The sequence below is a fragment of the Microbacterium sufflavum genome (assembly GCF_023091155.1).
Taxonomy (GTDB): domain Bacteria; phylum Actinomycetota; class Actinomycetes; order Actinomycetales; family Microbacteriaceae; genus Microbacterium; species Microbacterium sufflavum.
Genome location: NZ_JAHWXK010000001.1, coordinates 1,468,580 through 1,492,983, shown reverse-complemented (window position 1 = coordinate 1,492,983; position 24,404 = coordinate 1,468,580). Strand labels below are relative to the sequence as shown.

General features: G+C 71.8%; 23 protein-coding genes. 8 read left to right on the top strand and 15 right to left on the bottom strand.

What is annotated here, in order from left to right; genetic code table 11:
• The first annotated feature begins 45 nt into the window (after nt 1–45).
• Nucleotides 46–1,263, top strand: a complete 1,218-nt coding sequence (locus tag KZC56_RS07315; RefSeq protein WP_136037314.1) for an ROK family protein — start codon at nt 46–48, stop codon at nt 1,261–1,263.
• A gap of 46 nt (nt 1,264–1,309) precedes the next feature.
• Here KZC56_RS07315 and KZC56_RS07310 read toward each other — a convergent pair whose 3' ends face one another.
• From KZC56_RS07310 to KZC56_RS07300, 3 genes are all read right to left on the bottom strand, one after another.
• Complete coding sequence (locus KZC56_RS07310) at nt 1,310–2,857, bottom strand: DHA2 family efflux MFS transporter permease subunit (protein ID WP_136032822.1); 1,548 nt, start codon at nt 2,855–2,857, stop codon at nt 1,310–1,312.
• The gene (locus tag KZC56_RS07305) at nt 2,854–3,480 is read right to left on the bottom strand and encodes a PadR family transcriptional regulator (protein ID WP_136036709.1); all 627 of its coding nucleotides are present in this window, start codon (nt 3,478–3,480) and stop codon (nt 2,854–2,856) included. Before KZC56_RS07305 ends, KZC56_RS07310 begins: the two co-directional genes overlap by 4 nt.
• A gap of 87 nt (nt 3,481–3,567) precedes the next feature.
• Complete coding sequence (locus KZC56_RS07300) at nt 3,568–3,780, bottom strand: hypervirulence associated TUDOR domain-containing protein (RefSeq protein WP_136032818.1); 213 nt, start codon at nt 3,778–3,780, stop codon at nt 3,568–3,570.
• 104 nt (nt 3,781–3,884) lie between these two features.
• Here KZC56_RS07300 and KZC56_RS07295 point away from each other — a divergent pair, with 104 nt between their 5' ends.
• Nucleotides 3,885–4,760 carry a phosphoribosylaminoimidazolesuccinocarboxamide synthase gene (locus KZC56_RS07295; protein WP_247638235.1) on the top strand — a complete coding sequence of 292 codons (876 nt, stop codon included), beginning with the start codon at nt 3,885–3,887 and terminating at the stop codon, nt 4,758–4,760.
• A 148-nt stretch (nt 4,761–4,908) separates the two neighbouring features.
• Nucleotides 4,909–6,264: a uracil-xanthine permease family protein gene (locus tag KZC56_RS07290; RefSeq protein ID WP_136032815.1), complete on the top strand. Its 1,356-nt coding sequence runs from the start codon at nt 4,909–4,911 to the stop codon at nt 6,262–6,264.
• Between the two features lie 164 nt (nt 6,265–6,428).
• On the opposite strand, the gene KZC56_RS07285 is transcribed toward KZC56_RS07290, so the two are convergent.
• From KZC56_RS07285 to KZC56_RS07265, 5 genes are read right to left on the bottom strand one after another with little or no spacing between them, the layout of a single operon-like run.
• Nucleotides 6,429–8,141 carry an acetyl/propionyl/methylcrotonyl-CoA carboxylase subunit alpha gene (locus KZC56_RS07285; protein WP_247638234.1) on the bottom strand — a complete coding sequence of 571 codons (1,713 nt, stop codon included), beginning with the start codon at nt 8,139–8,141 and terminating at the stop codon, nt 6,429–6,431.
• Nucleotides 8,138–9,718, bottom strand: a complete 1,581-nt coding sequence (locus KZC56_RS07280; protein WP_247638233.1) for a 5-oxoprolinase subunit B/C family protein — start codon at nt 9,716–9,718, stop codon at nt 8,138–8,140. The genes KZC56_RS07285 and KZC56_RS07280 overlap by 4 nt, the downstream gene beginning before the upstream one ends.
• Nucleotides 9,718–10,518: a putative hydro-lyase gene (locus KZC56_RS07275; RefSeq protein ID WP_136032808.1), complete on the bottom strand. Its 801-nt coding sequence runs from the start codon at nt 10,516–10,518 to the stop codon at nt 9,718–9,720. Before KZC56_RS07275 ends, KZC56_RS07280 begins: the two co-directional genes overlap by 1 nt.
• A gap of 1 nt (nt 10,519) precedes the next feature.
• Nucleotides 10,520–11,284, bottom strand: a complete 765-nt coding sequence (locus KZC56_RS07270) for a LamB/YcsF family protein (RefSeq protein WP_136032807.1) — start codon at nt 11,282–11,284, stop codon at nt 10,520–10,522.
• 2 nt (nt 11,285–11,286) lie between these two features.
• Nucleotides 11,287–12,564 (bottom strand): NRAMP family divalent metal transporter, encoded by a 1,278-nt coding sequence (locus tag KZC56_RS07265; RefSeq protein ID WP_136036121.1) that lies wholly within the window; start codon nt 12,562–12,564, stop codon nt 11,287–11,289.
• A 172-nt stretch (nt 12,565–12,736) separates the two neighbouring features.
• Here KZC56_RS07265 and KZC56_RS07260 point away from each other — a divergent pair, with 172 nt between their 5' ends.
• Nucleotides 12,737–13,393, top strand: a complete 657-nt coding sequence (locus KZC56_RS07260) for a GntR family transcriptional regulator (RefSeq protein WP_247638232.1) — start codon at nt 12,737–12,739, stop codon at nt 13,391–13,393.
• A 17-nt stretch (nt 13,394–13,410) separates the two neighbouring features.
• Here the strand turns inward: KZC56_RS07260 and KZC56_RS07255 are convergent, their stop codons facing one another.
• From KZC56_RS07255 to KZC56_RS07230, 6 genes are all read right to left on the bottom strand, one after another.
• Nucleotides 13,411–14,082 (bottom strand): TetR/AcrR family transcriptional regulator, encoded by a 672-nt coding sequence (locus KZC56_RS07255; protein WP_247638231.1) that lies wholly within the window; start codon nt 14,080–14,082, stop codon nt 13,411–13,413.
• Between the two features lie 158 nt (nt 14,083–14,240).
• Nucleotides 14,241–15,239, bottom strand: coding sequence for a LacI family DNA-binding transcriptional regulator (locus KZC56_RS07250; RefSeq protein WP_308194340.1), 999 nt, complete (start codon nt 15,237–15,239; stop codon nt 14,241–14,243).
• 91 nt (nt 15,240–15,330) lie between these two features.
• Complete coding sequence (locus KZC56_RS07245; RefSeq protein ID WP_247638229.1) at nt 15,331–16,797, bottom strand: GH1 family beta-glucosidase; 1,467 nt, start codon at nt 16,795–16,797, stop codon at nt 15,331–15,333.
• 5 nt (nt 16,798–16,802) lie between these two features.
• Nucleotides 16,803–17,693, bottom strand: a complete 891-nt coding sequence (locus KZC56_RS07240; RefSeq protein ID WP_136032796.1) for a carbohydrate ABC transporter permease — start codon at nt 17,691–17,693, stop codon at nt 16,803–16,805.
• Nucleotides 17,690–18,733 (bottom strand): carbohydrate ABC transporter permease, encoded by a 1,044-nt coding sequence (locus KZC56_RS07235; protein WP_136036124.1) that lies wholly within the window; start codon nt 18,731–18,733, stop codon nt 17,690–17,692. The genes KZC56_RS07240 and KZC56_RS07235 overlap by 4 nt, the downstream gene beginning before the upstream one ends.
• A 115-nt stretch (nt 18,734–18,848) precedes the next feature.
• The gene (locus tag KZC56_RS07230; protein WP_247638228.1) at nt 18,849–20,159 is read right to left on the bottom strand and encodes an ABC transporter substrate-binding protein; all 1,311 of its coding nucleotides are present in this window, start codon (nt 20,157–20,159) and stop codon (nt 18,849–18,851) included.
• Between the two features lie 145 nt (nt 20,160–20,304).
• Here KZC56_RS07230 and KZC56_RS07225 point away from each other — a divergent pair, with 145 nt between their 5' ends.
• From KZC56_RS07225 to purQ, 3 genes are all read left to right on the top strand, one after another.
• Nucleotides 20,305–20,838 (top strand): adenine phosphoribosyltransferase, encoded by a 534-nt coding sequence (locus KZC56_RS07225; protein ID WP_136032790.1) that lies wholly within the window; start codon nt 20,305–20,307, stop codon nt 20,836–20,838.
• A gap of 71 nt (nt 20,839–20,909) precedes the next feature.
• Entirely contained in the window at nt 20,910–21,158 is a 249-nt protein-coding gene (gene purS / locus KZC56_RS07220) for a phosphoribosylformylglycinamidine synthase subunit PurS (RefSeq protein ID WP_136045686.1), read from the top strand.
• Entirely contained in the window at nt 21,155–21,862 is a 708-nt protein-coding gene (gene purQ, locus KZC56_RS07215; RefSeq protein WP_136032786.1) for a phosphoribosylformylglycinamidine synthase subunit PurQ, read from the top strand. Before purS ends, purQ begins: the two co-directional genes overlap by 4 nt.
• 72 nt (nt 21,863–21,934) lie before the next feature.
• Here the strand turns inward: purQ and KZC56_RS07210 are convergent, their stop codons facing one another.
• Nucleotides 21,935–23,221, bottom strand: a complete 1,287-nt coding sequence (locus KZC56_RS07210) for a YyaL domain-containing protein (RefSeq protein ID WP_247638227.1) — start codon at nt 23,219–23,221, stop codon at nt 21,935–21,937.
• Nucleotides 23,222–23,451: 230 nt separating this feature from the next.
• Here KZC56_RS07210 and KZC56_RS07205 point away from each other — a divergent pair, with 230 nt between their 5' ends.
• Entirely contained in the window at nt 23,452–24,348 is an 897-nt protein-coding gene (locus KZC56_RS07205; protein WP_136032784.1) for an SDR family oxidoreductase, read from the top strand.
• Nucleotides 24,349–24,404 lie beyond the last annotated feature (56 nt).

The following is a 24,404-nucleotide window of genomic DNA, read 5'->3' as shown; positions in this document are numbered from 1 at the left end:
ACGGAGCCATCGCCGCCACCCGTCGCGACCGGAAAGGCAGGTGCCATGGCACCGTCAGGCAAACCGCAGGCCGACCTGGTGTTCTCCGACCAGAGCTCGCGCCGTCCGCTCATCACCACGAGCGCGATCGGAGCCGCGAACCGCCGCCGCGTGCTGGAGACCCTGCACCGCCTCGGCCCCTCCAGCCGCGCGCAGCTGGCCCGCTCGCTCGGCGTGAACCGAGCCACGATCGCCACGATCCTGCAGCCCCTGCTCGACTCCGCCACCCTCGTCGAAGGCGACCCCGTCGCGCCGTCCGAGGCCGGAGGCAAGCCGGCCCGACCGCTCTGGTTCCGCGGCGACGGCCCGTGGCTCGGCGCCGTGCACCTCTCCCCCGACTTCGTCGTGGCCGCCCGCATCGCCTTCGACGGCACGATCCACGAGATGCACCACGCGGCGTACAGCCGCGACGCGTCGACCGACGAGATCACCGCGTGCCTGCACCAGGTGACCGACGGCTGCTTCGCGGGAGAAGCCCTCGTCGGCATCGGCGTCGCCGCGGCGGGCATGGTCGACACCAGCACGGGCAGCGTCATCTCGATGCACCTCACCCCTGGGCTCAACGGCCTCCCGGTCGTCGCGCTGCTGGAGAAGCGCTTCGGCGCCACCACCCTCGTCGACCACCACCCGCGCGTCCAGGCACTGGGCGACCGGTGGTTCGGGCTGGGGCGGGAGATCCAGGACTTCGCATCCGTGTACACCGGTGAGGCGCTGGGCTTCGGGATCGTGCACGGCGGCGAGGTGCTCCGCGGCGAGAACGGTGCCGGGGGCGAGTCCGGCCACACCATCGTGCAGCTCGACGGCGACGAGTGCCGGTGCGGACGGCGCGGCTGCTGGGAGACGGTCGCCACGCTGGGCTGGCTGCGCGACCGGGCCGCGGCCGTCGGCCTCCCGCACGCCGACACCCTCGACTCCCGCAGCCTCGCCGCCCTCGTGGCGGACGGCTCGGACGACGCCGCGGCGCTGCTCGACCTGTACGCCCGCAACCTCGCGATCGGCATCGCGAACAACGAGCAGATCCTCGCGCCAGGGCACTACATCATGCACGGCGACGCCTGCACGGGCGGCGAGGCGCTGCGCACGGCCCTGCAGACCTGGGTCACCCGGCTGGCACCCGAGCGCGGACAGCCGCCGACGGTGTTCTTCGCGGAGGACCCGGACCAGATCACGCTGCTCGGGGGCGCCGGGCTCGTGCTGTCCTCGGTCTTCAGCACCCAGGCCTGACCCCGGGGCGCAGCCGGAACGGGGGAGGGCGCGACCCTCCCCCGGCTCACGCGGGAGGGGCGGGGGCCGCGGTGGCCGGAGCCGCCGCGTCGTCACGGTCGTAGCGACCGAGGAACAGCGCGGCCACGAGCGCGACGACGATCACGGCCGCGGGCAGCAGCAGCGCCTGCGCCATACCTGCCGCGAAGCCCTCCGCCACCTGCGGCGGCAGCGACCCGCCCCCGCTGATGCCCGCCGGCGCGTCCGACAGTCCGGGCAGGTTCGCCTCCAGCCGCGACTGCATGAACGCGGCGATCGACGCCGAACCGATCACCGAGCCGATCGTCCTGGTCGTGTTGTAGATGCCCGCGCCGGCACCGGCCTGCCGCGGCGGCAGCTTGCGCGTGGCCGTGGTCGCGAGCGGACCCCACATGCCCGCGTTGCCGATGCCCATCAGGGCCGACGGCAGCAGGAACATCAGGATCGGGGTGTCCATGGTCGTCAGCGCCGAGTACCAGAGCAGCGCCCCACCCACGCAGAGCAGTCCGGGGATGAGGATCACCCGGGGGTCGACGCGGTCGAGGATCTTGCCGGCCACGGGAGCCAGCACTCCCGACAGCACCGCCATCGGGATGAGCAGCATGGCCGCCTCGGTCGGGGTGAGCCCACGGGCCGTCTGCAGGAAGAACATCATCGGCAGCGACATGCTGGTGACCGTGAAGCCGACCGCGGCGATCGCGACGTTCGCGCCCGAGAAGTTGCGGTCGCGGAACAGCCCGAGCGGCACGAGCGGCTCACTCCGGGTGCGGGCCTGCTGCACGATGAACAGCGCCAGCACCACGACGCCGGCGATGATCAGGCTCCACACCGAGATCGGACCCCAGATCACACCCCAGTCGAACTTCTCGCCCTCCTGCAGCCCGAACACGATCAGGAACAGGGCCACGGCGCTCAGCACGACACCGACGAGGTCGAAGCGGTGCGGGTGCGTCTTCAGCCTCGGCACCAGGATCCACGCGAGCACGAACGCCACGACACCCACGGGCAGGTTCACGAAGAAGATCCACTCCCAGCCGAGGCCGTCCACCAGCAGGCCGCCCGCGAGCGGACCGACGAGCGTGGCCACGCCGGCGGTCGCCCCCCACAGCCCCATCGCCGCACCGCGCCGCTCCGGCGGGAAGGTGCGCGTGATGACGGCCATGGTCTGCGGCGTCATGAAAGCGGCGCCGAGGCCCTGCACGGCACGCGCCGCGATCAGGCCCTCGAGGGTGGTGGACAGCCCGCACCACAGCGACGCGAGCGTGAACACCGCGAGCCCGATCAGGTAGATGTTCTTCGGGCCGAAGCGGTCACCGAGGCGTCCGGTGATCAGCAGCGGCACCGCGTAGGCCAGCAGGTAGGCGCTGGTGACCCACACGACGTTGTCGAGGTTGTTGGTCTGCGGGTCGAGCGCGGCCTTGATGGCCGGGTTCGCGACCGACACGATCGTGGTGTCGACGAGGATCATGAAGAAGCCGATGACGAGCGCCCACAGGGCGGGCCACGGGCTCTTCGGCGCGTGACCGGCCGCGAACGGGCCGGTCTGAGGCCCTGCGGCCTGGCGGGATTCGGTCATTGCTGTGCAGCCTTTCGCTGAGCGCGGTAGCGGTCGGAGTCGTCGAAGGCGTCCGGCCCCCAGGGGAGATCGTCGCCGTCGAGGCGGGTGAGCAGGGAGTCGAGCCAGCGCAGCTCCGCGTCGAGCAGCGCCTCCTGTCGCTCGATCTCGACGAGGACCTGGGCGGGGACACCCTTGGTGCGGGCGCCGCGGAGCCCGTCATGGTGCAGCGCGTGCGAGTCCCGGAGGGCGGCGCGGCGGTCGTGGAGCAGCGCGACGACATCGGTGCGTTCGAGGTTGTGGGCCTCGGCGAGCGCGACCCGGGCGTCGACCTCGCGATCGATGCGGGGCAGGGCGCGACGCACCCAGGAGACCACCGTCTCGCGCCCCGCGTCGGTGAGCGTGTAGGTCGTGCGCTCCGGCCGCTTTCCGTCGCGGTCGGTCCCGACCTCGGCGAGCAGCCCCGCCCGCTGCAGCCGGGCGACCGTGTGGTACAGCGTGCCGTTGGTGACGGTGATGAGCCGATCGTCGTGCCGAGCGCGCAGCAGCCGGACCATCTCGTAGGGGTGCATGTCGCTCTCGCGCAGCAGCGCGAGCACCATCACGCCGAGCGGCGTGAGCGCGTCCACCGGGTCCTTCGCCATGTCCCCACCTCGATTAGTCCATGTGGACTATACGCCCGATCAGGCTCCCGTGCCACGTCGTGCGCGGCGATACCGGTTCCGGGTGTCTCACCCCAGCCGACGCAGAGCGGAGCCCTTGTGCGCCGCACGATCGCCGCTCTTCTCCGACTCCACGAGATACGCCGGCTCCTCGTCCGAGGCGGTGAAGTGCTGCCCCGCGAACGTGAAGTCCTTCGTCCGCTTCTCGACCACCGTGCCGCGCGTGCGCCCCTGCGACGTGTTCCAGCTCACCCGATCGCCTTTCGCGAGATCCTTCGTCATACCCGCTCCCTTCGATGCGGCGATCCTCGCCCCGGGAGCACGCGGCCCGCGCTCCCCTTGACTTCTGTGCGGGCGCCGCCACGGGAGACCGGGATAATGGGCGGGTGAGCACACCCACGGCAGGCACCGCGCAGAGCATCCCCGGTTGGCGACACCTCTACTCCGGCAAGGTCCGCGACCTCTACGCCTCGGAGGACCCGGCCGACACCCGCATCCTCGTCGTCGCCTCCGACCGGGTGAGCGCCTTCGACGTGGTGCTGTCGCCCGGCATCACCGACAAGGGGGCCCTGCTCACCCGCCTCAGCCGCTGGTGGTTCGCCCAGCTCGACGTGCCGAACCACCTGGCCCCGGGCGAGCTGCCCGAGGAGGTCGCCGACCGCGCGATGCTCGCCCAGTCGCTGGAGATGCTCCCGATCGAGTGCGTCGTGCGCGGCTACATCACCGGCTCCGGCTGGGCCGAGTATCAGGAGCACGGCACGGTGTGCGGCATCACCCTCCCGGACGGCCTGCACAACGGCGACCGGCTGCCCGAACCGCTGTTCACCCCCGCGTACAAGGCGCCGATGGGCGAGCACGACGAGAACATCACGTTCGACCGCGTCGTCGAGCTGGTCGGTGCCGAGCGAGCGGCCGAGCTGCGCGACACCTCCCTGGCCGTGTACGCGAAGGCGGCGGCGATCGCCGAGGAGCGGGGCCTGATCCTGGCCGACACCAAGTTCGAGTTCGGCACCGATGCCGACGGCACCCTGCGCCTCGCCGACGAGGTGCTCACCAGCGACTCCTCGCGGTACTGGGACGCCGAGGCCTGGCGCACCGGCACCACCCCGGCCGAGCGGATGGCGAGCTTCGACAAGCAGATCGTGCGCGACTGGCTCGCCGCGAACTGGGACAAGCAGGGCGAGCCGCCCGCGCTGCCCGACGAGGTCGTCGCCCGGACGACCGCGCGCTACCGCGAACTCATCGACCGCCTGGGCGCCTGAGCCGGACTACTCCACACGTCGCACGTCGGTGGGGCTGACGTCGTCACCCGCGTAGAGGAGCGGCTGGCCGATCGGCGCTCAGGCAACACTCAGGAATCGGTAGTGTTTCTTCAGCACTCCCGCCACCCCCGAACCCTGAGGAGCCCGCATGGCCCTGTGGAAGCTGCACGGAAACGGACGCACGGTCGAGGCCGGCGCGGTCGTCCGTCCCGACGAGCGCCTGAGCTGGTCCGCCACCGTCGCGATCGGACTCCAGCACGTCGTCGCGATGTTCGGCGCCACCTTCCTCGTGCCGACGCTGACGGGCTTCCCGGTCTCGACGACCCTGCTGTTCAGCGGCCTCGGCACCCTCATCTTCCTGCTCATCACGAAGAACCAGCTGCCCAGCTACCTCGGCTCCTCGTTCGCGTTCATCGCCCCGATCACGGCCGCCGTCGCCGCGGGTGGCACCGGCTCGGCGCTCGCGGGCGTCGTCGCGGTCGGCGTGCTCCTCGCCGTCGTCGGGCTCGTCGTGCAGTTCGCCGGGCTGCGATGGGTCGACGCGCTCATGCCCCCGGTGGTCGCAGGGGCCATCGTCGCCCTGATCGGCTTCAACCTCGCCCCCACCGCGTGGAGCAACTTCCAGCTCGACCCGGTGACCGCGACCATCACCCTCGTCGCGATCATCCTGTTCGCGGTGCTGTTCCGCGGCTTCCTCGGCCGCATCTCGATCTTCCTCGGCGTCGCGGTCGGCTTCATCTGGGCCGCGTTCACCGGCTCGTTCGACGTGCCCAACGCCCTCCGCGGCGGCAAGACACCGGCCGAGCTCATCGCCGAGGCACCCTGGGTCGGCCTGCCGCACTTCCAGCTCCCCGACTTCGTCGAGCCGGGCACGTGGTCGACCATCGCGATGTTCCTGCCGGTCGTGCTCGTGCTCATCGCCGAGAACGTCGGCCACGTGCGCGGCGTCGCGACCATGACCGAGGACCCGTCGATCAACAAGCACACCGGCCGCGCACTGATCGCCGACGGCGTCGCGACCACGATCGCGGGCGGCTTCGGCGGCTCGGGCACCACGACCTACGGCGAGAACATCGGCGTGATGGCCGCGACCCGCGTGTACTCGACCGCCGTCTACTGGGTGGCCGGCCTCTTCGCGATCCTGCTCGCGTTCTCCCCCAAGGTCGGCGAGGTGTTCAACTCGATCCCCGCCGGCGTGCTGGGCGGCGCGACCACGGCCCTGTACGGCCTGATCGGCATCATCGGCATCAAGATCTGGGTCGACAGCCGCGTGGACTTCTCGCGCCCGGTCAACCAGTACACGGCCGCGGTGTCGCTCGTGATCGGCATCGCCGGGTTCTCGATGCAGCTCGGCGACTTCGCGTTCGGCGGCATCGTCCTCGGCACCGTCGCGGCGCTGCTCATCTACCACCTGGGCAACCTGATCGCCCGCGCCCGCAAGACCGGCGCCGACGACCCGAAGCCCCTTGAGCCCGTCGGCCCCCTGGGCGGCGACCCCGCGTAACGCCCGGGGTCCCGTCCCGTCCCGTCCACTGTCGGGATCGAAAACGCACCTCCCACGCACGTCGGAGGTGCGTTTTCGCACTCCCACGCGCCGGTCGGGCGGGGGCGGGGCGGGCGGGGGCGGGAGGACGGGGGACGGGAGGGCGGGGGACGGGAGGACGGGGGTCAGGCGATCGTGGCGAGGACGGCGTCGGGCGCGACGGTCGCGCCGGTCTCCGCGCGGCGGGTGAGAGTGCCGGGGCGGTGCGCGGTGACCGTCGTCTCCATCTTCATCGCGTCGAGCACGGCCACCGGGTCGCCCGCCGCGACCTCCGCGCCGTCGTCGAGCAGCCACCGCACGAGCGTGCCCGGCGCGGGAGTCCGGAGCTCGGACGCGTCCGCCGCAGGCTCCGGTGCCGCCTCCGTCGCCGGACGGCCGATCCCCGCCAGCAGCTCCGCGGGCAGCCCGAGCACGACCCGGCGGCCATCGACCTCCACGGGGAACCGCTGCAGCCCGGACACCGGTGCGACCGCCGGTCGCGGCTGCGCGTCGAGCGCGGGCAGCAGCACCGTCTCGATCCACTGCGTGTGCACCCCGAAGGTGTCGGTCGCGAACGCGGGGTCGTCGATCGCGCGGAGGTCGAACGGGATCACGGTCGCCGGGCCGTCGACGGCGAGCTCGCGCAGCGCCCGGCGTGCTCGCACGAGGGCGGCCTCCCGGGTGTCCGCGTGCACGATGAGCTTGGCGATCAGGGAGTCGAACGCGGGCTGCACCACGTCGCCCGCCTCGATGCCGCTGTCCCATCGCACGCCGGGGCCGCCGGGGATGCGCAGCGCCTCGACCCGCCCCGGGCTGGGAAGGAACCCGCGACCGGGGTCTTCCGCGTTGATGCGGAACTCGAACGCGTGACCCGACGGCCGCGGGGTCTCGGTGAACGACGGCCCCTCGCCGAACGCGATGCGGAACTGCTCGCGCACGAGGTCGGTGCCCGTGACCTCCTCCGTCACCGGATGCTCGACCTGGAGGCGCGTGTTGACCTCGAGGAACGAGATCGTGCCGTCGGCCGCGAGCAGGAACTCCACGGTGCCCGCCCCGCGGTACTGCACCTCGGCGCAGATCGCCCGCGCCGCCTCGTGGATCGCCGACCGCTGCTCCGGAGCGAGTGCGGGTGCCGGTGCCTCCTCGATCAGCTTCTGGTTGCGCCGCTGCATCGAGCAGTCGCGGTCGCCCACCACGACCACGCCGCCGCGGCCGTCTCCCAGCACCTGCACCTCGATGTGCCGGGGGCGCTCCAGGAACCGCTCCACGAAGCACTCGCCGCGACCGAACGCGGCCACGGCCTCCCGCGTCGCCGCCTCGAACGCCGCCGCCACCTCGGACAGCTCCCGCACGACCTTGAGGCCGCGGCCGCCCCCGCCGAACGCGGCCTTGATGGCGATCGGCAGCCCGTGCTCCTCGGCGAAGGCCACGGCCTCCTCCGGGCCGGAGAGCGGCTCGTCGGTGCCGGCCGCGAGGGGTGCGCCGACCCGCTGGGCGATGCGCCGCGCGGTCATCTTGTCGCCGAGGGCGTCGATGCTCTCCGGCGACGGGCCGATCCACACCAGCCCCGCGCCCTCGACAGCCCGCGCGAACGCCGCGCTCTCGGAGAGGAAGCCGTAGCCGGGGTGCACCGCGTCGGCCCCGCTGCGGCGCGCGGCGTCGATCAGCGCCTCGACCGATAGGTAGGTGCTCGCGGCCGTGTCACCGCCCAGGCCGACGGCCTCGTCGGCGAGCCGCACGTGCAGCGCATCCGCATCCTGATCGGCGTACACGGCGACCGACGTGTATCCGGCCTCGGCGCAGGCGCGGATCACGCGCACCGCGATCTCGCCGCGGTTGGCGATGAGCACACGGGTCATGGGGTCTCCTTCACGATGAAGCGCACGTGCACCCCCGGCGGGAGCTGCGCGGCGAGGTCGAGGCTGCGGTCGGTGAGTGCGCCGATGATGGGGTAGCCGCCCGTGAGCGGATGATCGGGGAGGAACAGCACGGGCTGACCGTCCGGCGGCACCTGGATCGCGCCGGTCACCGCGCCCTCGCTGGGCAGCTCCCCGCCCACGGCGCGCTCCAGCGGCACCTCGCCGTGCAGCCGGATGCCGACGCGGTCGGAGCGCGGCGTCACCGTCCACTCCTGACCGGTGAGCGCGGCGACCCCGGCCGCGGTGAACCAGTCGTCGCGCGGGCCGAGCGTGATCTCGAGCGCCACGGTGTCGCCCGGGGCGGGAAGGTCGCGCGGCAGGACGACCGGATCCACCGAGCTCACCGGGGCCGTGCCGATCGGCACGACATCGCCCGCCGCGAGGGGCCGCGGGCCGAGCCCGGCGAGGGTGTCGCTGGCGCGGCTGTCGAGCGCCGGGGCGACGTCGATCCCGCCGCGCACGGCGATCACGAAGCGCAGCCCGCGCTCGGGGTGACCGAGGGTGAGCTCGTCGCCGTCGACCGTGGCGAACGGTGCCCCGGGGGCCATGTCGCGCGGCACGCCGACGGCGTCCGTGAGGGTGAGGACCCCGGTCGCTCCGGCCACCGCGGCCACCCCGGCTCCGTGGAACCGCAGCACCGCACCGCCCACGCACTCCAGGACGGCAGCGGCGGAGGGGTTGCCGACCGCGCGGTTGGCGTCGCGCAGGGCCACCCGGTCCGCGATGCCGGAGGCCGAGACGCCCAGGGCGGCATAGCCCGCGCGACCCTCGTCCTGCACGAGCAGCTGCAGCGACGAGCGCACGACCTCCACCGCGGGGGCCCCGGGAGCGCGCGCCCCCTGGGTCGCGGAGGCTTCTCCGCCGCGCGGATCCGCGCCGCCGGCGCTCTCGGCCGACGCGACGACCGCGGCCCGCTCAGCCCGCACGAACCGCACCCGCCGCCCGGGTGCGAACAGTGCGGGAGGGTCGCGGTCGATGTCCCACATGGCCAGGTCGGTGCGGCCGATCAGCTGCCAGCCGCCGGGGCTCTCGCGGGGGTACACGCCGCTGAAGGCTCCGGCGAGCGCGACCGAGCCCGCGGGCACGCGCGTGCGCGGCGACGAGCGGCGCGGCACGTCGAACAGCGCGTCGTCGCTCACCGCATAGCCGAAGCCGGGCGCGAAGCCCGAGAACGCGACCCGCCAGTCGGCCGCGAGGTGACGCGCGACGAGCTCTTCCGCCGACACCCCGAGCAGCGTCGCCGTCTCGTCGAGGTCTTCCCCGTCGTAGCGCACCGGCACCTCGACCTCGCCCGCATCGGGGAGCTCGGCGGCGTCGACCTCGGTCGCGGCGAGCACCCCGGCGAGCGCGGCGGCCGTGGTGCGCAGCGGGTCGTAGCGCACCAGCACCGTGCGCGCGCCGGGGATGCGCTCGACCACGCCGGGCACGCCGTCCCACGCGAGGTTGAGTCGCATGGCCTGTTCGAGGTCGTCCGCCTCGACCAGGAGCGCGCCGTCGGAGGCCGTGAGGATGCGCATCAGACCCGGTACTCCGCATCCGGCACGTCGGTCACGAACATGTAACCGGGAGCGTGTGTCACGGCGAACGGCGGCTTCGACGCCATGATCGCCGCCTGCGGGGTCACACCGCAGGCCCAGAACACGGGGATCTCGCCGTCGCGCAGCTCGGGGGCGTCGCCGAAGTCCGGGGTCGACAGGTCGGTGATGCCCAGCGAGGCCGGGTCGCCGATGTGCACGGGTGCGCCGTGCACGGCCGGCGTGCGGGCGGAGATCTGCACGGCGTCGGCCACGCGGTCCGCGGGGATCGGGCGCATCGACACGACCATCTCGCCGCGCAGCCGTCCGGCCGGCGCGCAGTCCACGGCCGTGCGGTACATCGGCACGTTGCGCCCGAGCTCCTGGTGACGGATGGGGATGCCCGCCTCGACGAGACCGGTCTCGAACGTGAAGCTGCAGCCGATGAGGAACGCGACGAGGTCGGGCTGCTCGGCCCACGCGGCCGTCGCGTCGGTCACCTCCTCCGCGAGCTCGCCGTCGCGCCAGATGCGGTAACGGCCGATGTCGGTGCGGATGTCGCTGCCCGGCGCCAGCCGTGACTCCACCTGGCCCTGCTCGATCACCTCGAGCACGGGGCAGGGCTTCGGGTTGCGCTGCGCGTACAGCAGCGTCTCGAACGCCCAGTCGGCCGGCACGGCGATGAGGTTCGCCTGCGTCAGTCCCGGCGCGACGCCGCTGGTGGGCGCGGAGTGTCCCGCCCGGTGCGCGGCGCGGGCGGCGCGCGCAGCGGTGAGCTGGTCGGGGGTCGCGAGCACGGCCATGTCAGACTCCGGCGAACGGGGCGATCGTGATGCCCTCGGCCTGCAGCAGGCGCTTCGTCTCGGCGGCCATCGCGACCGAGCCGGGGCTGTCGCCGTGCACGCAGATGGACTGGGCGGACACCGCGACGTCGGTGCCGTCGATCGCCCGGATCACGCCGTCGGCGGCGAGGCGCACCATGCGCTCGGCGACCGCGGTCGGGTCGTGCAGCACGGCGCCCTCCTCGGTGCGCGACACGAGCTGTCCGTCCGGCTGGTAGGCGCGGTCGGCGAAGGCCTCAGCGGCCACCGCGAGCCCCGCCCGCTGTGCGACGTCGAGCACCACGCCTCCCGCGAGCCCGAGCAGCACGAGCGAGGGGTCGACCGCACGGATCGCCGCCACCACGTCTTTCGACTGCCGCTCGTCGCGGGCGATCGTGTTGTAGAGCGCGCCGTGGGGTTTGACGTACGAGACCCGACCGCCCACCGCGGCCGCGAGCCCCAGGAGTGCGCCGAGCTGGTACTCGACGTGGGCCTGGAGCGTCGCGGAGTCGATGTCGACCTTCGTGCGCCCGAAGTTCTCGTAGTCGCGGTAGCCGGGGTGCGCGCCGATCACGACGCCTCCCGCCACGGCCGCAGCGAGCGTCTCGCGGATGCCCTCGGGGCTGCCGGCGTGGAAACCGCACGACACGTTCGCACTCGTGACGATGCGCAGCATGCTGGCGTCGTCGCTGACGATCCGGTCGGGGACGTTCTCGCCGAGGTCCGAGTTCAGGTCGATGGTCGCCATCGTCACGCTCCGATTCCGAGGAAGGCGAAGATGGGGCCGATCGAGACGGCACCCATGTACCAGGTGAGGGCGGTCACGACGGTACCGGCGATCAGCAGCCACATCGGGTACTTCCGGTCGCCGAGCAGGTCGCGCCGGAACCAGCCGATGTACATGAACACCGTGAGGCCGATCGGCAGGATCAGGCCGTTGAAGCCGCCGACGAACACGAGGATCGCCGCGGGGGCCGTGCCGATCGCGAGGTAGACCCCGAGCGAGACGACGATGAAGGCGACGGTCGCGAGCTGCAGGGGCCAGCCGCCGTGCAGCTTCGCGGTGAACGTCGACAGGAACGTGGCCGAGGTGTAGGCGGCGCCGATCACGGAGCTGATTGCGGCGGCCCAGAAGATCGCGCCGAAGATGCGCAGACCCGCGTCGCCCAGCACGGCGCCGAACGCCTGCCCGGCCGGGTTCGCGGCCTGCGACGAGAGGTCGAGTGCCACACCGGAGGCGACGACCCCGAGGATGGCGAGGAACAGCACGTACCGCATGATGCCGGTGACGAGGATGCCGTTGGCCGCGGCGCGCATGACGGGCTTCGCGTACTGCGGGCCGACGTGGCCGGAGTCGAGGTAGCGGTGCGCACCGGAGTAGGTGATGTAGCCGCCGACGGTGCCGCCGACGATGGTGGTGATGGTGGCGAAGTTGAGCTGGTCGGGCACGAACGTCTGCCGCAGCGCGTCGCCGATGGGCGGCTGGGCGATCAGGGCGACGACCACGGTCATCACGATCATGCCGATGCCGAGGACGATGAGCACGACGTCCATCACCTTGCCGGCCTTCTTCACCAGGAAGATGATGATCGCGAGCGCCGCGGTGAGTGCGCCGCCGATCTTCGGGTCGATGCCGAGCAGGGCGTTGAGACCGAGGCCACCCCCGGCGATGTTGCCGATGTTGAACGCGAGGCCGCCGATCACCACGAGCACGGCGATGACGTGCCCGGAGAACGGGATGGCGCTGTTGGCGAGCTCGCCGGCGCGCTTGCCCGAGGAGGTGATCATGCGCCAGATGTTCAGCTGCACCGCGATGTCGACCAGGATCGACACCAGGATCGCGAACGCGAACGCGGCCCCCATCTGCGCCGTGAAGGTGGCGGTCTGCGTGATGAAGCCGGGCCCGATGGCGCTCGTGGCCATGAGGAAGATGGCGCCGATGACGGCACTGCGTCCCGCGCGCTTCTTCGCGTGGGCGGCGCGGGCCTCGTCCTCCGGGGAGAGGGCGGCGGTGGACTGCTCGGACATAGGGGGGTCCCATCGTCGTTGGTGGGTGTCGGATCGATACCCAGTGTAGAACGGACAGACACCGATTGTTCAACAATCATGTTTCCGTCGTGCTACAGCGCGATTGCCGTCGTGTGATTCCCGCCGAGACCCGATCCCGGCCCGCCGCCCGCCCCGCACCTACGATGAAGGCATGAACCAGCAGGGCCCGCTCGCCGACGTGCTCCGTCAGCTCATCATCGACGGCGACGTCGCCCCCGGCTCCCGCCTGTCGGAGTCCGCCCTCGCCGAGCGCTTCGACGTGTCGCGCAACACGCTCCGCGAGGCGTTCCGGGTGCTCGCGGAGCAGGGCCTGGTCGAGCACGTCCCGCACCGTGGGGTCTCCGTGGCTTCCCCGTCGATCGCCGACGTGATCGACATCTATCGCGCCCGCCGCATCATCGAGTGCACGGCCCTGCGCCAGTCCGAGCCGGAGCACCCCGCCGTGCAGCGCATGAGGGAGGCGGTCGCGGCCGCCGAGGCCGCCGTGGCCGACGTCTCCCGCGACGACGCCGCCGCGTGGCGCACGGTCGGCAGCGCGAACATGGCGTTCCACGTGGCGCTGGTCGACCTCGCCGACAGTCCGCGCCTGGCTCGCACGTACCGCAACGTCGCGGCCGAGCTGCGTCTGGCCTTCTTGAAGATCGACGACCCGCGGGCGCTGCACGAGCCGTTCGTGCGCAAGAACCGCGCCGTGCTCGACACCTTCCTCAGCAGGGGCGCCGAGGCGGGCGCCGCCGAGCTCGAGCGCTACCTGGTGCAGTCCGAACGGGTGGTGCTCGGCGCGTTCGCACGCATGCACCTGGACTGACGCACCGGGCGCCGAGGTCAGGCGTTCGGGTCGGGCCGGAGCGCCCAGGTGGCCCGGGGCCGGGGCTCGCCGGTCCCCGGCGGCACGTCGAGGGGCATCGGGGCCGCCGGTTCCGGCAGTCCGTAGCGCCGGTGCAGCCAGCGCCGCGCCTCCTCCAGCGGATACGTGTCTCCGAAGACGCAGTACTTCACGAACACGCCCTCGAGGGTGCTGCGGAGCATGACCTCCTCCAGCGCGGGGTCGTCGGCTCCGCGCGCGCGGAACACCTCGCGCACAGCGTCCTCCGCCGCGGTCGCCGCCTCGGCGTGACGCTGCTCCGATTCCGCGAAGAGCCGGTGCGTGGAGGGCTGCTGCTGCATCGCGAGCACGGCGCGCTGGAGCGGCATCGCGAACGCGGTGGCCATGAGGGCGCCGTCGATGATCGCGGCCAGCATCTCGTCTGGGGTGCCGTCCACCCGCGCGAGCCCGAGCACGGTCTCGAACCAGCGGTCGATCACCGCGGCGACCAGCTGCTCCTTGCCGCCGAAGTGGTAGTTGACCAGGCCCTGGGCGACGCCGGCTCGCGAGGTGATCTGGGCGATGCTGGCACCGGCGACTCCGCGCTCGCTGAAGACCGCGATCGCCGCCTGCAGGATGTTCTCGCGGGCGCGCTCGCGCGCCTGGCGGTTCTGCTCGTCGGTTCGGGCCATGCGGCGACCACCTCCCGGGGTCACAAGAATATCGCCGCTCCGTGTAGCGTGTACGTTGAACGTCTGTTCAGTTCATGCGTTCGCGGGGTTCGCCCCCACCCGACGCACGGGTGCATCCCTGGCCATGAGGGGGCGTCAGGGCCGCACCCGTGCGCGCGTCAGGCCGAGCCGCGCACCACGAGCTCGGTGGGCAGGATCGTCGTCTGCGGCGGGTCCTCCCCCGCCAGCCGCGACAGCAGCACGCGGGCCATGGTCTCGCCCTGCGCATACATCGGCTGGCGCACCGTGGTGAGGGCCGGATCGGTGCTGACCGCCACCGAGGAGTCGTCGAAGCCGACCAGGGCGATGTCCTCCGGCACCCGCACCCCCGCCGCGCGCAGCGCCGTGAGCGCTCCGCGTGCCATCAGGTCGCTCGCCACGAAGATCGCGTCGGGACGACCGGACGCGAGCAGCCGACGAGCCGCCTCCGCACCACTCGCCTCACTGTAGTCGCCCTCCTCCTCGGCGCACGGCGCGAGACCCGCATCCACGAGCGCATCCCGGAAGCCCTGCACGCGGTCGGTCGAGGAGATCATCGACAGCGGACCGGAGATCGTGGCGATCCTGGAACGCCCGATGTCGATGAGCCGCTGCGTGGCCACGCGCGCCCCGGCCACGTTGTCGACATCGACCACGTAGTCGCCCGCGCTGCGGCGCACCGGCCGCCCGCCGAACACGACCGGGACCGCATCGGCGATCCGGTCAACAAAGCCGTCGCTCGCATGGTGCGACACGATGAGGGCGCCGTCGACGCCACCGTTGCGCACGAAGCTCGTCATCTTGTCGCCGGGGTCATCGCTCGCGATCAACAGGTTGAGCAGGTAGTCGGAGCTGCCGAGCGCGCCGGTGATCCCGGCGACGATGGCCGCGAAGAACGGGTCGCCGAAGAACCGCGTCGTGTCTTCCGGCACGATCAGCGCGATCGCGTGCGTCTGTCGCGAGGCGAGAGAGCGGGCCGCCCGGTTGGGCACGTAGTTGAGGTCGTCGATCGCGGCGCGCACGGCCGCGAGGGCCTCGGGGCTCACCGCCGTCGAGCCGTTCACGACCCGCGACACGGTCGAGCGGGAGACACCCGCCGCGGCCGCGACCTCTTCGATGGTCGCCCTGGGCGACATCACCGCACGCTCTCTTCCATGGCCCTATTGTCGACCACGCGATGCCCCGCCGGAGACCACGGATCGCCGGGCGACGCCGCGCCGCCCGCCCCGATCAGGCCCTGGCCGGCTCACCGGGGACGGGCACCAGCTCCCTGGCCGCGATGATGCGACGGTACTCGTGGGCCGAGTCCTTCAGCGTGCGCTCCTGGGTGTCGTAGTCGACGCGCACGATGCCGAACCTCTTGTCGTAGCCCCACGCCCACTCGAAGTTGTCGAACAGCGACCAGTAGAAGTAGCCGCGCACATCCACGCCCGCCTCGACCGCATCGAGCACCGCGTCCAGGTGCAGGCGCAGGAACTCGGTGCGGTCGGCATCGTGCACGCGCGTCTCACCGTCCTCCACCACGGGCTCGTCGTCGTAGGCGGCGCCGTTCTCCGTGACGTACAGCACGACCCCGGCGGGATCGGCGTACTCGGCCCACACGCGCTGCAGCAGTCGCGTGAGCCCCTCCGGCTGCACCTCCCAGTGCTGCGCCGTGCGGGGCAGCCCGCGCTCGACCGCGTGGATACCGTCGCTCGACGGGTACGGGCTGCGCGTGGGCCGGGAGGTCGCCGGGCCGCCCTCCTCGGCGGTCGCGGTCGTCGCGGGCACCGTGCCGGAGACGAGGTCGCCGTGGTAGTAGTTCACGCCCTGCGTGTCGATGGGCTGCGCGATGGTCTCGAGGTCGCCGTCGCGCACCGCGGCCTCGAACCGCGCGACCGCCTCGGGGTCGACCGCGCGGATGTCCTCGACGACGTCCGCCGGGTAGGAGCCGCGGTAGATCGGGTCGAGGAACCAGCGGTTGAACTGCCCGTCCAGGCGCCGGGCGGCATCCACGTCGGCGGGGTTCTGCGGGTCGGCGGGGTCGGCGACGGTGTGGTTCAGCGTGATGCCGAGGTTGAGCGACGAGTCGCGCCCGCGCAGCTCCTTCACCGTGGCGCCGTGGGCGAGCAGCAGGTGGTGCGACGCGAGCAGCCCCTCCGCGATGCTGGTGTGCCCCGGCGCGTGCTCGCCGCCCGTATAGGAGAGGAACGACGAGCACCACGGCTCGTTCAGCGTCGTCCACACGTTCACGCGGTCGCCCAGCGCGTCGTGCACGGTGCCCGCGTACTCCAGGAAGCGGTCGACGACGTCGCGGTTCGTCCAGCCCCCGCCCTCCTGCAGCGCCTGCGGCAGGTCCCAGTGGTACAGCGTGAGCCAGGGCAGGATGTCGGCCGCGAGCAGCTCGTCGACCAGGCGGCTGTAGAAGTCGACGCCCGCCCGGTTCACGGCCCCGCCGTCGGGCCGCACGCGCGACCACGACGTGGAGAACCGGTACGTCTGCAACCCGAGGTCCTTCATGAGCGCGACGTCCTGCGGGTACCGGTGGTAGTGGTCGCACGCCACATCCCCGTTGTCGCCGCCGACCACCGCGCCGGGCTCGCGCGCGAACGCATCCCAGATGGAGGCGGTGCGTCCGTCCTCGAAGGCGGCGCCCTCGATCTGGTAGGCCGCCGTCGCCGCGCCGAAGAGGAAGTCCGAGGGGAAGGCACGCGTCATAGGGGTCATCCTTTCACCGCGCCCGCCATGATGCCACTGACCAGCTGCCGCCCCGCCGCCACGAAGAGCACGAGGAGCGGGAGGGTCGCGAGCACCGCACCGGCGAGCACGATCGAGTAGTCGATGTAGTAGCCCGACTGCAGCTGGCTGAGGGCCGTCTGCAGCGTGGGGTTCTGGGGGGAGAGCACGATCAGGGGCCACAGGTAGTCGGTCCACGCGGTCATGAACGTGAACAGGCCGAGGATCGCCATGGCCGGACGGGCGGCGGGCACCCCGACCGTCAGGAACGTGCGGAACTGTCCGGCGCCGTCCATGCGGGCCGCCTCGATGAGCTCGTCCGGGATCACGTCCACCAGGTACTGCCGCATGAAGAACACCCCGAACGCGGTCACCAGGGTCGGCACGATCACCGCGCCGATGGACCCGGTCCACCCGAGCTCGCGCATCAGCATGAACAGGGGGATGATGCCGAGCTGCGTCGGGATCGCCATGGTCGCGATCACGAACACCATCAGCCCGTCGCGTCCCCGGAACCGCAGCTTCGCGAAGGCGTAGCCGGCGAGGGTGGAGAAGGTGACGACCGAGAGCGTGATGATCGAGGAGATCAGGACCGAGTTGCCCAGCGCGAGCCAGAACGGGATCGCGTCGAACACCTTGGCCGCGTTGGCGAGGAAGTTCCCGCCCGGGATCAGCGGCAGCGTCTCCCCCCTGGTCGCGTTGGTGCCGCTGGCGACCACGAACGACCACCACAGGGGGTAGGCGCTGCCGAGCACGAAGGCCGCGAGCAGCCCGTAGGTGAGGAATCCCGGGCGGCTGCCGATGCCGGCGGTGCCGGATGCGGCGCCCCGACGGCGGCGGATGCGCTCCGGGACGCTGAGGGCCTGCGTGGCGGTCATCGCGCCTCCTCCTTGCTGGTGCGGGCGCGACGGCGGGCCGCGCGGTTCTTCGGGGCGTCGCCGGTGGAGATGCGCCGCGAGACGAGGAAGTTGATCAGGCCGATGCCCACGATGAGCAGGAACAGCAGGATCGCGACCGCGGAGGCCTCGCCCAGGTTGCGCCGGAAGAAGGCCAGCTCCCACAGGAACAGCACCGTGGTCTGGAACTGCCGGTCGCTGCCGCCGATGCCGCCCGCGGTGGAGACGTCGAACAGCCGCGGTTCCGCGAAGATCTGCAGGCCGCCGATCGTGGCCGTGATGATCACGAAGATGAGGGTGGGGCGGATGGTCGGGATCGTGATGGAGAAGAAGCGCCGCGCAGATCCGGCGCCGTCGAGCGCGGCCGACTCGTACAGGTCCCGCGGCACGGCCTGCATCGCGGCGAGGAGGATGAGGGCGTTGTAGCCGGTCCACCGGAAGTTCACCATCACCGCGATCGCGATGTGCGACAGGACCGTGTCGTGCTTCCACTGCTGATCCGCGATGCCGATCAGGTTCAGCAGGTTGTTGGCCAGGCCGTCCGCCTCGTTGAAGATGCTCGAGAAGATGATGGCCACGGCGACCGGGGTCACCACGAACGGGATGAGCACGCTCATGCGCCAGAACGTCGGGGCGCGCAGACCGCGGTCCAGCAGGTAGGCGATCAGCAGGGCGACCGCGAGCTGCGGGATCGCGGAGAGCAGGAAGATGCTGAGCGTGTTGCGGATCGAGTTCCAGAACATGCCGTCGCCGAGGATCTCGACGAAGTTGCCGAGCCCGACGAAGTCGCCCTCGCCCTTCAGCAGGTCCCACTCGTGCACGGCCACCCACACCGTGTACAGCAGGGGGAAGAGGCCGACCAGTCCGAACAGCAGGAAGAACGGCGAGATGTAGAAGTACGGCGACGCGTTCTGGTCGAAGCGGGAGAGGCGGTGCCGCCAGGGCCGCTTCGCACCGGTGTCGGCGGGCGGACGCTGCGACGACGCGGGCACCGTGTCGGGGCGGTCGTGCGTGAGTGTCATGGGGTGTCCTCGTTCGGTGGGGGCGCCCTTCGTCTCGCTCGGCTCGCTCAGGAACCGGAGGCACCGGTTCCTGAGCGAGGAGCGCCGGCGACGAGACGAAGGACGCCCCGGGTGATCAGCCGACCAGCTCGTTCAGCAGGCCGATGGCCTGGTCCCACGCGCCCTGGGTGTCGGTCTCGCCGCGGTCGAGGCTGCTGAGCGCCGGACCGAACACGTTCTCCTGGATCACGGAGTCGTCGGCGCCCTTGAACTGCGCGACGACGCCCTTGGCACGCTCGGCGAGGATCGCCCCGGTCGGCGCGTCGTTGAAGAACGCGTTGGGGGTGGCGTCTGCGGCGAGGGTCTCCTGCGCCTTCACGGTCGAGGGGAAGTTGCCCGCGGCGGCGGACTGCTTCACCTGCTGCTCGGGCTGCGTGAGCCAGTCGGCGAGCTCGGCCGCCGCCTTCTTGTGCTGCGAGGTCTCCGGGATGGAGAGGAACGCACCACCCCAGTTGGCCGCGCCACCGGGGAACACGTCGGCGAAGTCCCAGCCGGTCGAGGCGTCGCCGCCGCCGGCCTCGATCTGCCCCTGCACCACGCCGAGCATCCAGCCCGGGCACACGAACGTCGCGAAGGTGCCGTCGACGAACGACTTGCCGCCGTTCCAATCCCACGCGGTCTGCGCGGCGGACTGGCCGCCCTCGGTCGCGGCGCCCAGCAGCTCGAAGCGCTTCTTCAGCTCGTCGTTGCCCTCCACGTTGAGCTCGCCGTCGGCGGTGTAGTAGCCCTCGTCGAGCTGGTTGACCATGGCGTTCCACACGAAGCCGGAGTGGTCGTACCAGGCCTTGCCGGTCTTGGCCGTGTAGTCGGCGCCCACCTGGAAGTAGTTGTCCCAGTCGCCGTTCAGCAGCTCGGCGACGGACTCGCGGTCGCTCGGCAGACCAGCGGCCTCGAACGCGGCACCGTTGTAGCAGATGCCGCTCGGGCCGATGTCGGTGCCGTAGCCGATGACGCGGCCCTCGGCGTCGGTGGCCTGGCCGTACTTCCAGTCCACCCAGTCGTCCTTGCGGTCCTCGATGCCGTAGTCGCGCAGGTCGACGAACGTGTCGGACACGTCCATGATCGCGCCGAGCCAGCCCTCCTCGATCGCCACGATGTCGCTGAGGCCGGAGCCGGCGGCGATCTTGGTGAACGCGTCGGTGCGGGCGTTGCCGCCGGTGTCGATGTTGGTGGCCTCGATCTTCACGTTCGGGTGCGCCTTCTCGTACTCGTCGTAGAGGTCGTCGTAGCCGAAGGTGCCGAACGTGGTGACGGTCAGCGTGATCTCCTCGTCGGCGCTGCCGGCGTCACCGCCGCCGTTGCCGCCGGAGCAGCCGGCGAGGGCGAGGGCGGCGACGGATGCCAGGGCGACGGGCGCCAGGATCCGGGTGCGGGCACGTGTGTTCACAGTTCACTCCTTTGTGGGTGGTCGTGCGGTGTGGTGCATCGGGATGGCATGGGAGCGCTCCCACGGCCATGGTGTGCAACCATATGGGAGCGCTCCCACAGTGTCAAGCGCGGAAGCACCCGGGAAGGCGGCGTACCCTTGACCGGTGCCCGAAGCCACGCTCTCCCCTGCCCTCATCCGCGCCGAGTCGCTCATCCGCAGCATCCCCGACTACCCCGAGCCCGGGATCGTCTTCCGCGACATCACCCCCCTCCTGGCCGACGCCGAGGCACTGCGGGTCACGACCGAGGCGATCATCGAGCCCTTCGCCGGGCAGTTCGACGTGGTCGCGGGCATCGAGGCGCGCGGCTTCATCCTCGCCGGCGCCGCCGCCATCGCCGCCGGGGTCGGGCTCATCCCCATCCGCAAGGCCGGCAAGCTCCCGCGTCCCGCCGCCTCGGTCGACTACGCCCTGGAGTACGGCACCGCCACGATCGAGATGCACGACGACCTCCCGGCGGGCTCCCGCGTGCTGCTCATCGACGACGTGCTCGCCACCGGAGGCACCCTCGCCGCGGGCCGACAGCTCGTCGAGCGTCTGGGCAGCCACGTCGCCGGGATCTCCGTGCTGTTCGAGATCGACGGCCTCGGCGGCCGCGACGCGATCGGCGACCTGCACACCGTCTTCCACTCCGCCTGACCCCGCGGGGAGCGCCGGTGCGAGGGCAGTAGACTGGGGACGCCCGTCCACCCGCGACTCCTGGAGCCGTCATGCCCACCATCGTCGTCGACGTCATGCCCAAGCCCGAACTGCTCGACCCCCAGGGGAAGGCCGTCTCCGGCGCTTTCGCCCGCCTGGGCGTGGACGGCTTCACCGACGTGCGCATCGGCAAGCGCTTCGAGCTCACCGTCGATGGCGAGGTCACCGAGGAGGTGCTCGCCGAGGCGAAGCGCCTCGCCGACGAGGTGCTCTCCAACGCCGTGATCGAAGACGTCGTCGGCATCGAGGTGGCCGAGTGACCACGCGCATCGGGGTCGTCACCTTCCCCGGCTCGCTCGACGACGTCGACGCACAGCGCGCCGTCCGCCTCGCGGGCGCCGAACCCGTCGCCCTGTGGCACGGCGCACACGACCTCGAGGGCGTCGACGCCCTCGTGCTGCCGGGCGGTTTCAGCTACGGCGACTACCTGCGCGCCGGGGCCATCGCCGCCCTCTCCCCGATCATGACCGAGGTCAAGGAGGCCGCCGCGAAGGGCCTGCCCGTGCTCGGCATCTGCAACGGCTTCCAGATGCTGGTCGAGGCGCACCTGCTGCCCGGCGGACTGATCCGCAACAACCACCAGCATTTCGTGCGCCGCGACCAGCGCCTCACGGTCGAGAACGCCGACACCGCGTGGACGAACGCCTTCCGCACCGGCCAGGAGATCGTCATCCCGCTGAAGAACGCCGACGGCGGCTACATCGCCGACGAGCAGACGCTCGACCGCATCGAGGGCGAGGGCCTGGTGGCGTTCCGCTATGCGGGCGTGAACCCGAACGGCTCGCTGCGCGACATCGCCGGGCTCACCAACGAGGCGGGCAACGTCGTGGGGCTCATGCCGCACCCCGAGCACGCCACCGAGCCGGGCTTCGGCCCCGACACGACCGCGGCCATGCGCAGCGGCGTCGACGGCCTAGGCTTCTTCGCGAGCGCGATCGCCGCGGTCGCCCGCGTCGCCGCCTGACGCACGGGCGCACGCCGAAGCCTCAGCCGCGCGACCTCTGACGCACGGGCGCCCCGCAGGTCGGCCGCGGTGTCACTCGCCCGAGGACGCGGCGGCCGCGGGAAGCGCGAACGGGTTGTCGGCGGCTGCCGCCAGCAGGTACCACGCGGTCGTGCCCGTGTGCAGGCTCGCGTAGTAGAGGTCGCCGAAGCCGGAGTCGAGTCCGTCGGTCGAGGTCGCCACGATGCCCTTGCCGTCGCCGTTCACCGCATCGCGCTGCGCCAGGCGGATGTCCGCGAGCAGCTCGTCGGCCTGGGCGGCGTCACCCGCGGCATCGCGCATCCGGAGTGCCAGGGCCAGGTGCCCGCTGCCCTCGAACCACGCCTTGGACACGTCCACATCGCTGATCGAGGGGCCGCGGTACGGGCCGTCCGTGGCCATCAGGTGCCCGAGCGTCCAGTCCAGGGCGGCACCGTAGCGGGCGTCCCCCGTGCCGAGCGCGCTCCAGGTCTGCGCATCGAGCGGGACGGGACGGGTGTTGACCGTGCTGCCGTCGAGCAGGGTGCCGGTGTCGACGTGGCCGTCCGCGCTCTGCATCGCGGCGACGAATCCGGCGGCGACGGCCGAGCGCTGCGCCCACACGGCGTCGCCCGTGAGCTGGGCGAGCTGGGCGAAGAACCCGGCGACGTCGGTGTTGTGCTCCGTCGACTTCCACTCCAGGGAGGCCCCGGTGTCGGTCTGGCCTCCCGTGTAGCCGTACGGCGCCCTGGTCATGTCAGCGGTGTTGTCCTGGATCCAGTTCGCGGTGCGCAGCGCGCCGTCGAGGTACCGCTGCTCGCCCGTCGCGTGGAAGAGGCGCGCGAGGGCCATGCCCACCCAGGCCTGGTTGCCGGTGAAGCTGCCGGGCCCGGTGATCTCGACGCGCCCCTGACGGATGCCGTGGGGCTCGTAGGAGGCGCGCGTGCGCCCGTCGCCGATCGGGTCCTCCTCCTGCACGAACAGCAGGGTGTCGCCGATCGCGCGGGCGCGGCGCAGGTCGTCCGGCAGGCCGCGGGCCGTGTAGGCGATCACGACCAGCGCGTCGTCGTACACGAAGGAGGGGGTGAAGTCCCACGTCGGGGTGGTGAAGAAGCCGCCCTGATAGCTGCGCGGGAGGCAGTGGCCCGCGCCGTCGCAGAACTCGTCCACCCGGGCGTCGAGGAACTCGTAGGCGAGTGCGACGGATGCCGCGGGGTCGGCCGTCACGTCGGTTCCGGTCTCGGCGCGCGGCGCACGACTGTCCGACATCGCGGGTGCGGCGCCGAGCAGGACCACGGCGGCGACGAGCGCGGCGACGGCGCTGATCGGGGCGGAGCGGCGCACGGCGACCAGGGGCGACACGACACGAGCGGTGCCCGGTCGGCGCGGGGGACGGGACGGAGCGGGGGGCACGGTACCGAATGTGCCAGATCGCGACACGCCGCTGAAGAGCCTTTCGTCCACATCTCCCGTGCGATATGGCGAGGGCCCGCGCGTGTAGCAAAGCCGGCCCGGGCGTGCAAGGCGTTTGCGGCCTCTCGGTACCGATCCGACGATGGGAGCCAGTCCACGATCCCCCGGAAAGGACGACCATGTCCCGCGACCAGTACACCTTCACGAACCCCGCCGAGCTCTACGCCGACATCCAGCCGCAGAAGCAGCACATGCCGGAGCCGGGCCTCGACGCCGACCTGACCCCGAAGGCCGACCTCGGCGAGGACACCTACCGCGGCACGGGGCGTCTCACCGGACGCAAGGCCCTGATCACCGGGGGCGACTCCGGCATCGGCGCCGCCACCGCGATCGCGTTCGCCAGGGAGGGCGCCGACGTGGCGATCTCCTACCTGCCCGAGGAGGAGGCGGACGCGAGCCGCATCGCCGGACTCCTCCGCGACGCCGGAGCGACGGTCGCCACGATCCCCGGCGACCTGCGCGACCCGGAGTACTGCCGCACGCTCGTGGCCGAGGCCGTGGCGGCCCTGGGCGGGCTCGACATCCTCGTCAACAACGGCGGCAAGCAGGTGTACCGCGAGTCGCTGACCGACCTGACCGACGAGCAGTTCGACGACACGTTCAAGACCAACGTGTACGCCATGTTCTGGATCACGAAGGCCGCGCTCCCGCACCTGCCCGCCGGGTCGACCATCATCAACACCACGTCCATCCAGGCGTACTCGCCGTCGGACATCCTGGTCGACTACGCCTCCACGAAGTCCACGATCAACGCGTTCACGAAGGGTCTCGCCCAGCAGCTCGCGCCGAAGGGCATCCGCGTGAACGCGGTGGCGCCGGGCCCGATCTGGACGCCGCTGCAGCCCAGCGACGGACAGCCCCAGGAGAAGATCGAGAAGTTCGGCGAGGACACGCCCCTCGGCCGCATGGGGCAGCCGGCCGAGCTCGCGCCGGCATATGTGTTCCTCGCGTCGCCGGAGTCGAGCTACGTGATCGGCGAGACGCTGAACGTGAACGGCGGCATGCCCACGCCGTGACCGTGCCCCCATCGCCCGGCCACTGTCGGCGACGGGAGCCGCCGGGCGATGGAAAC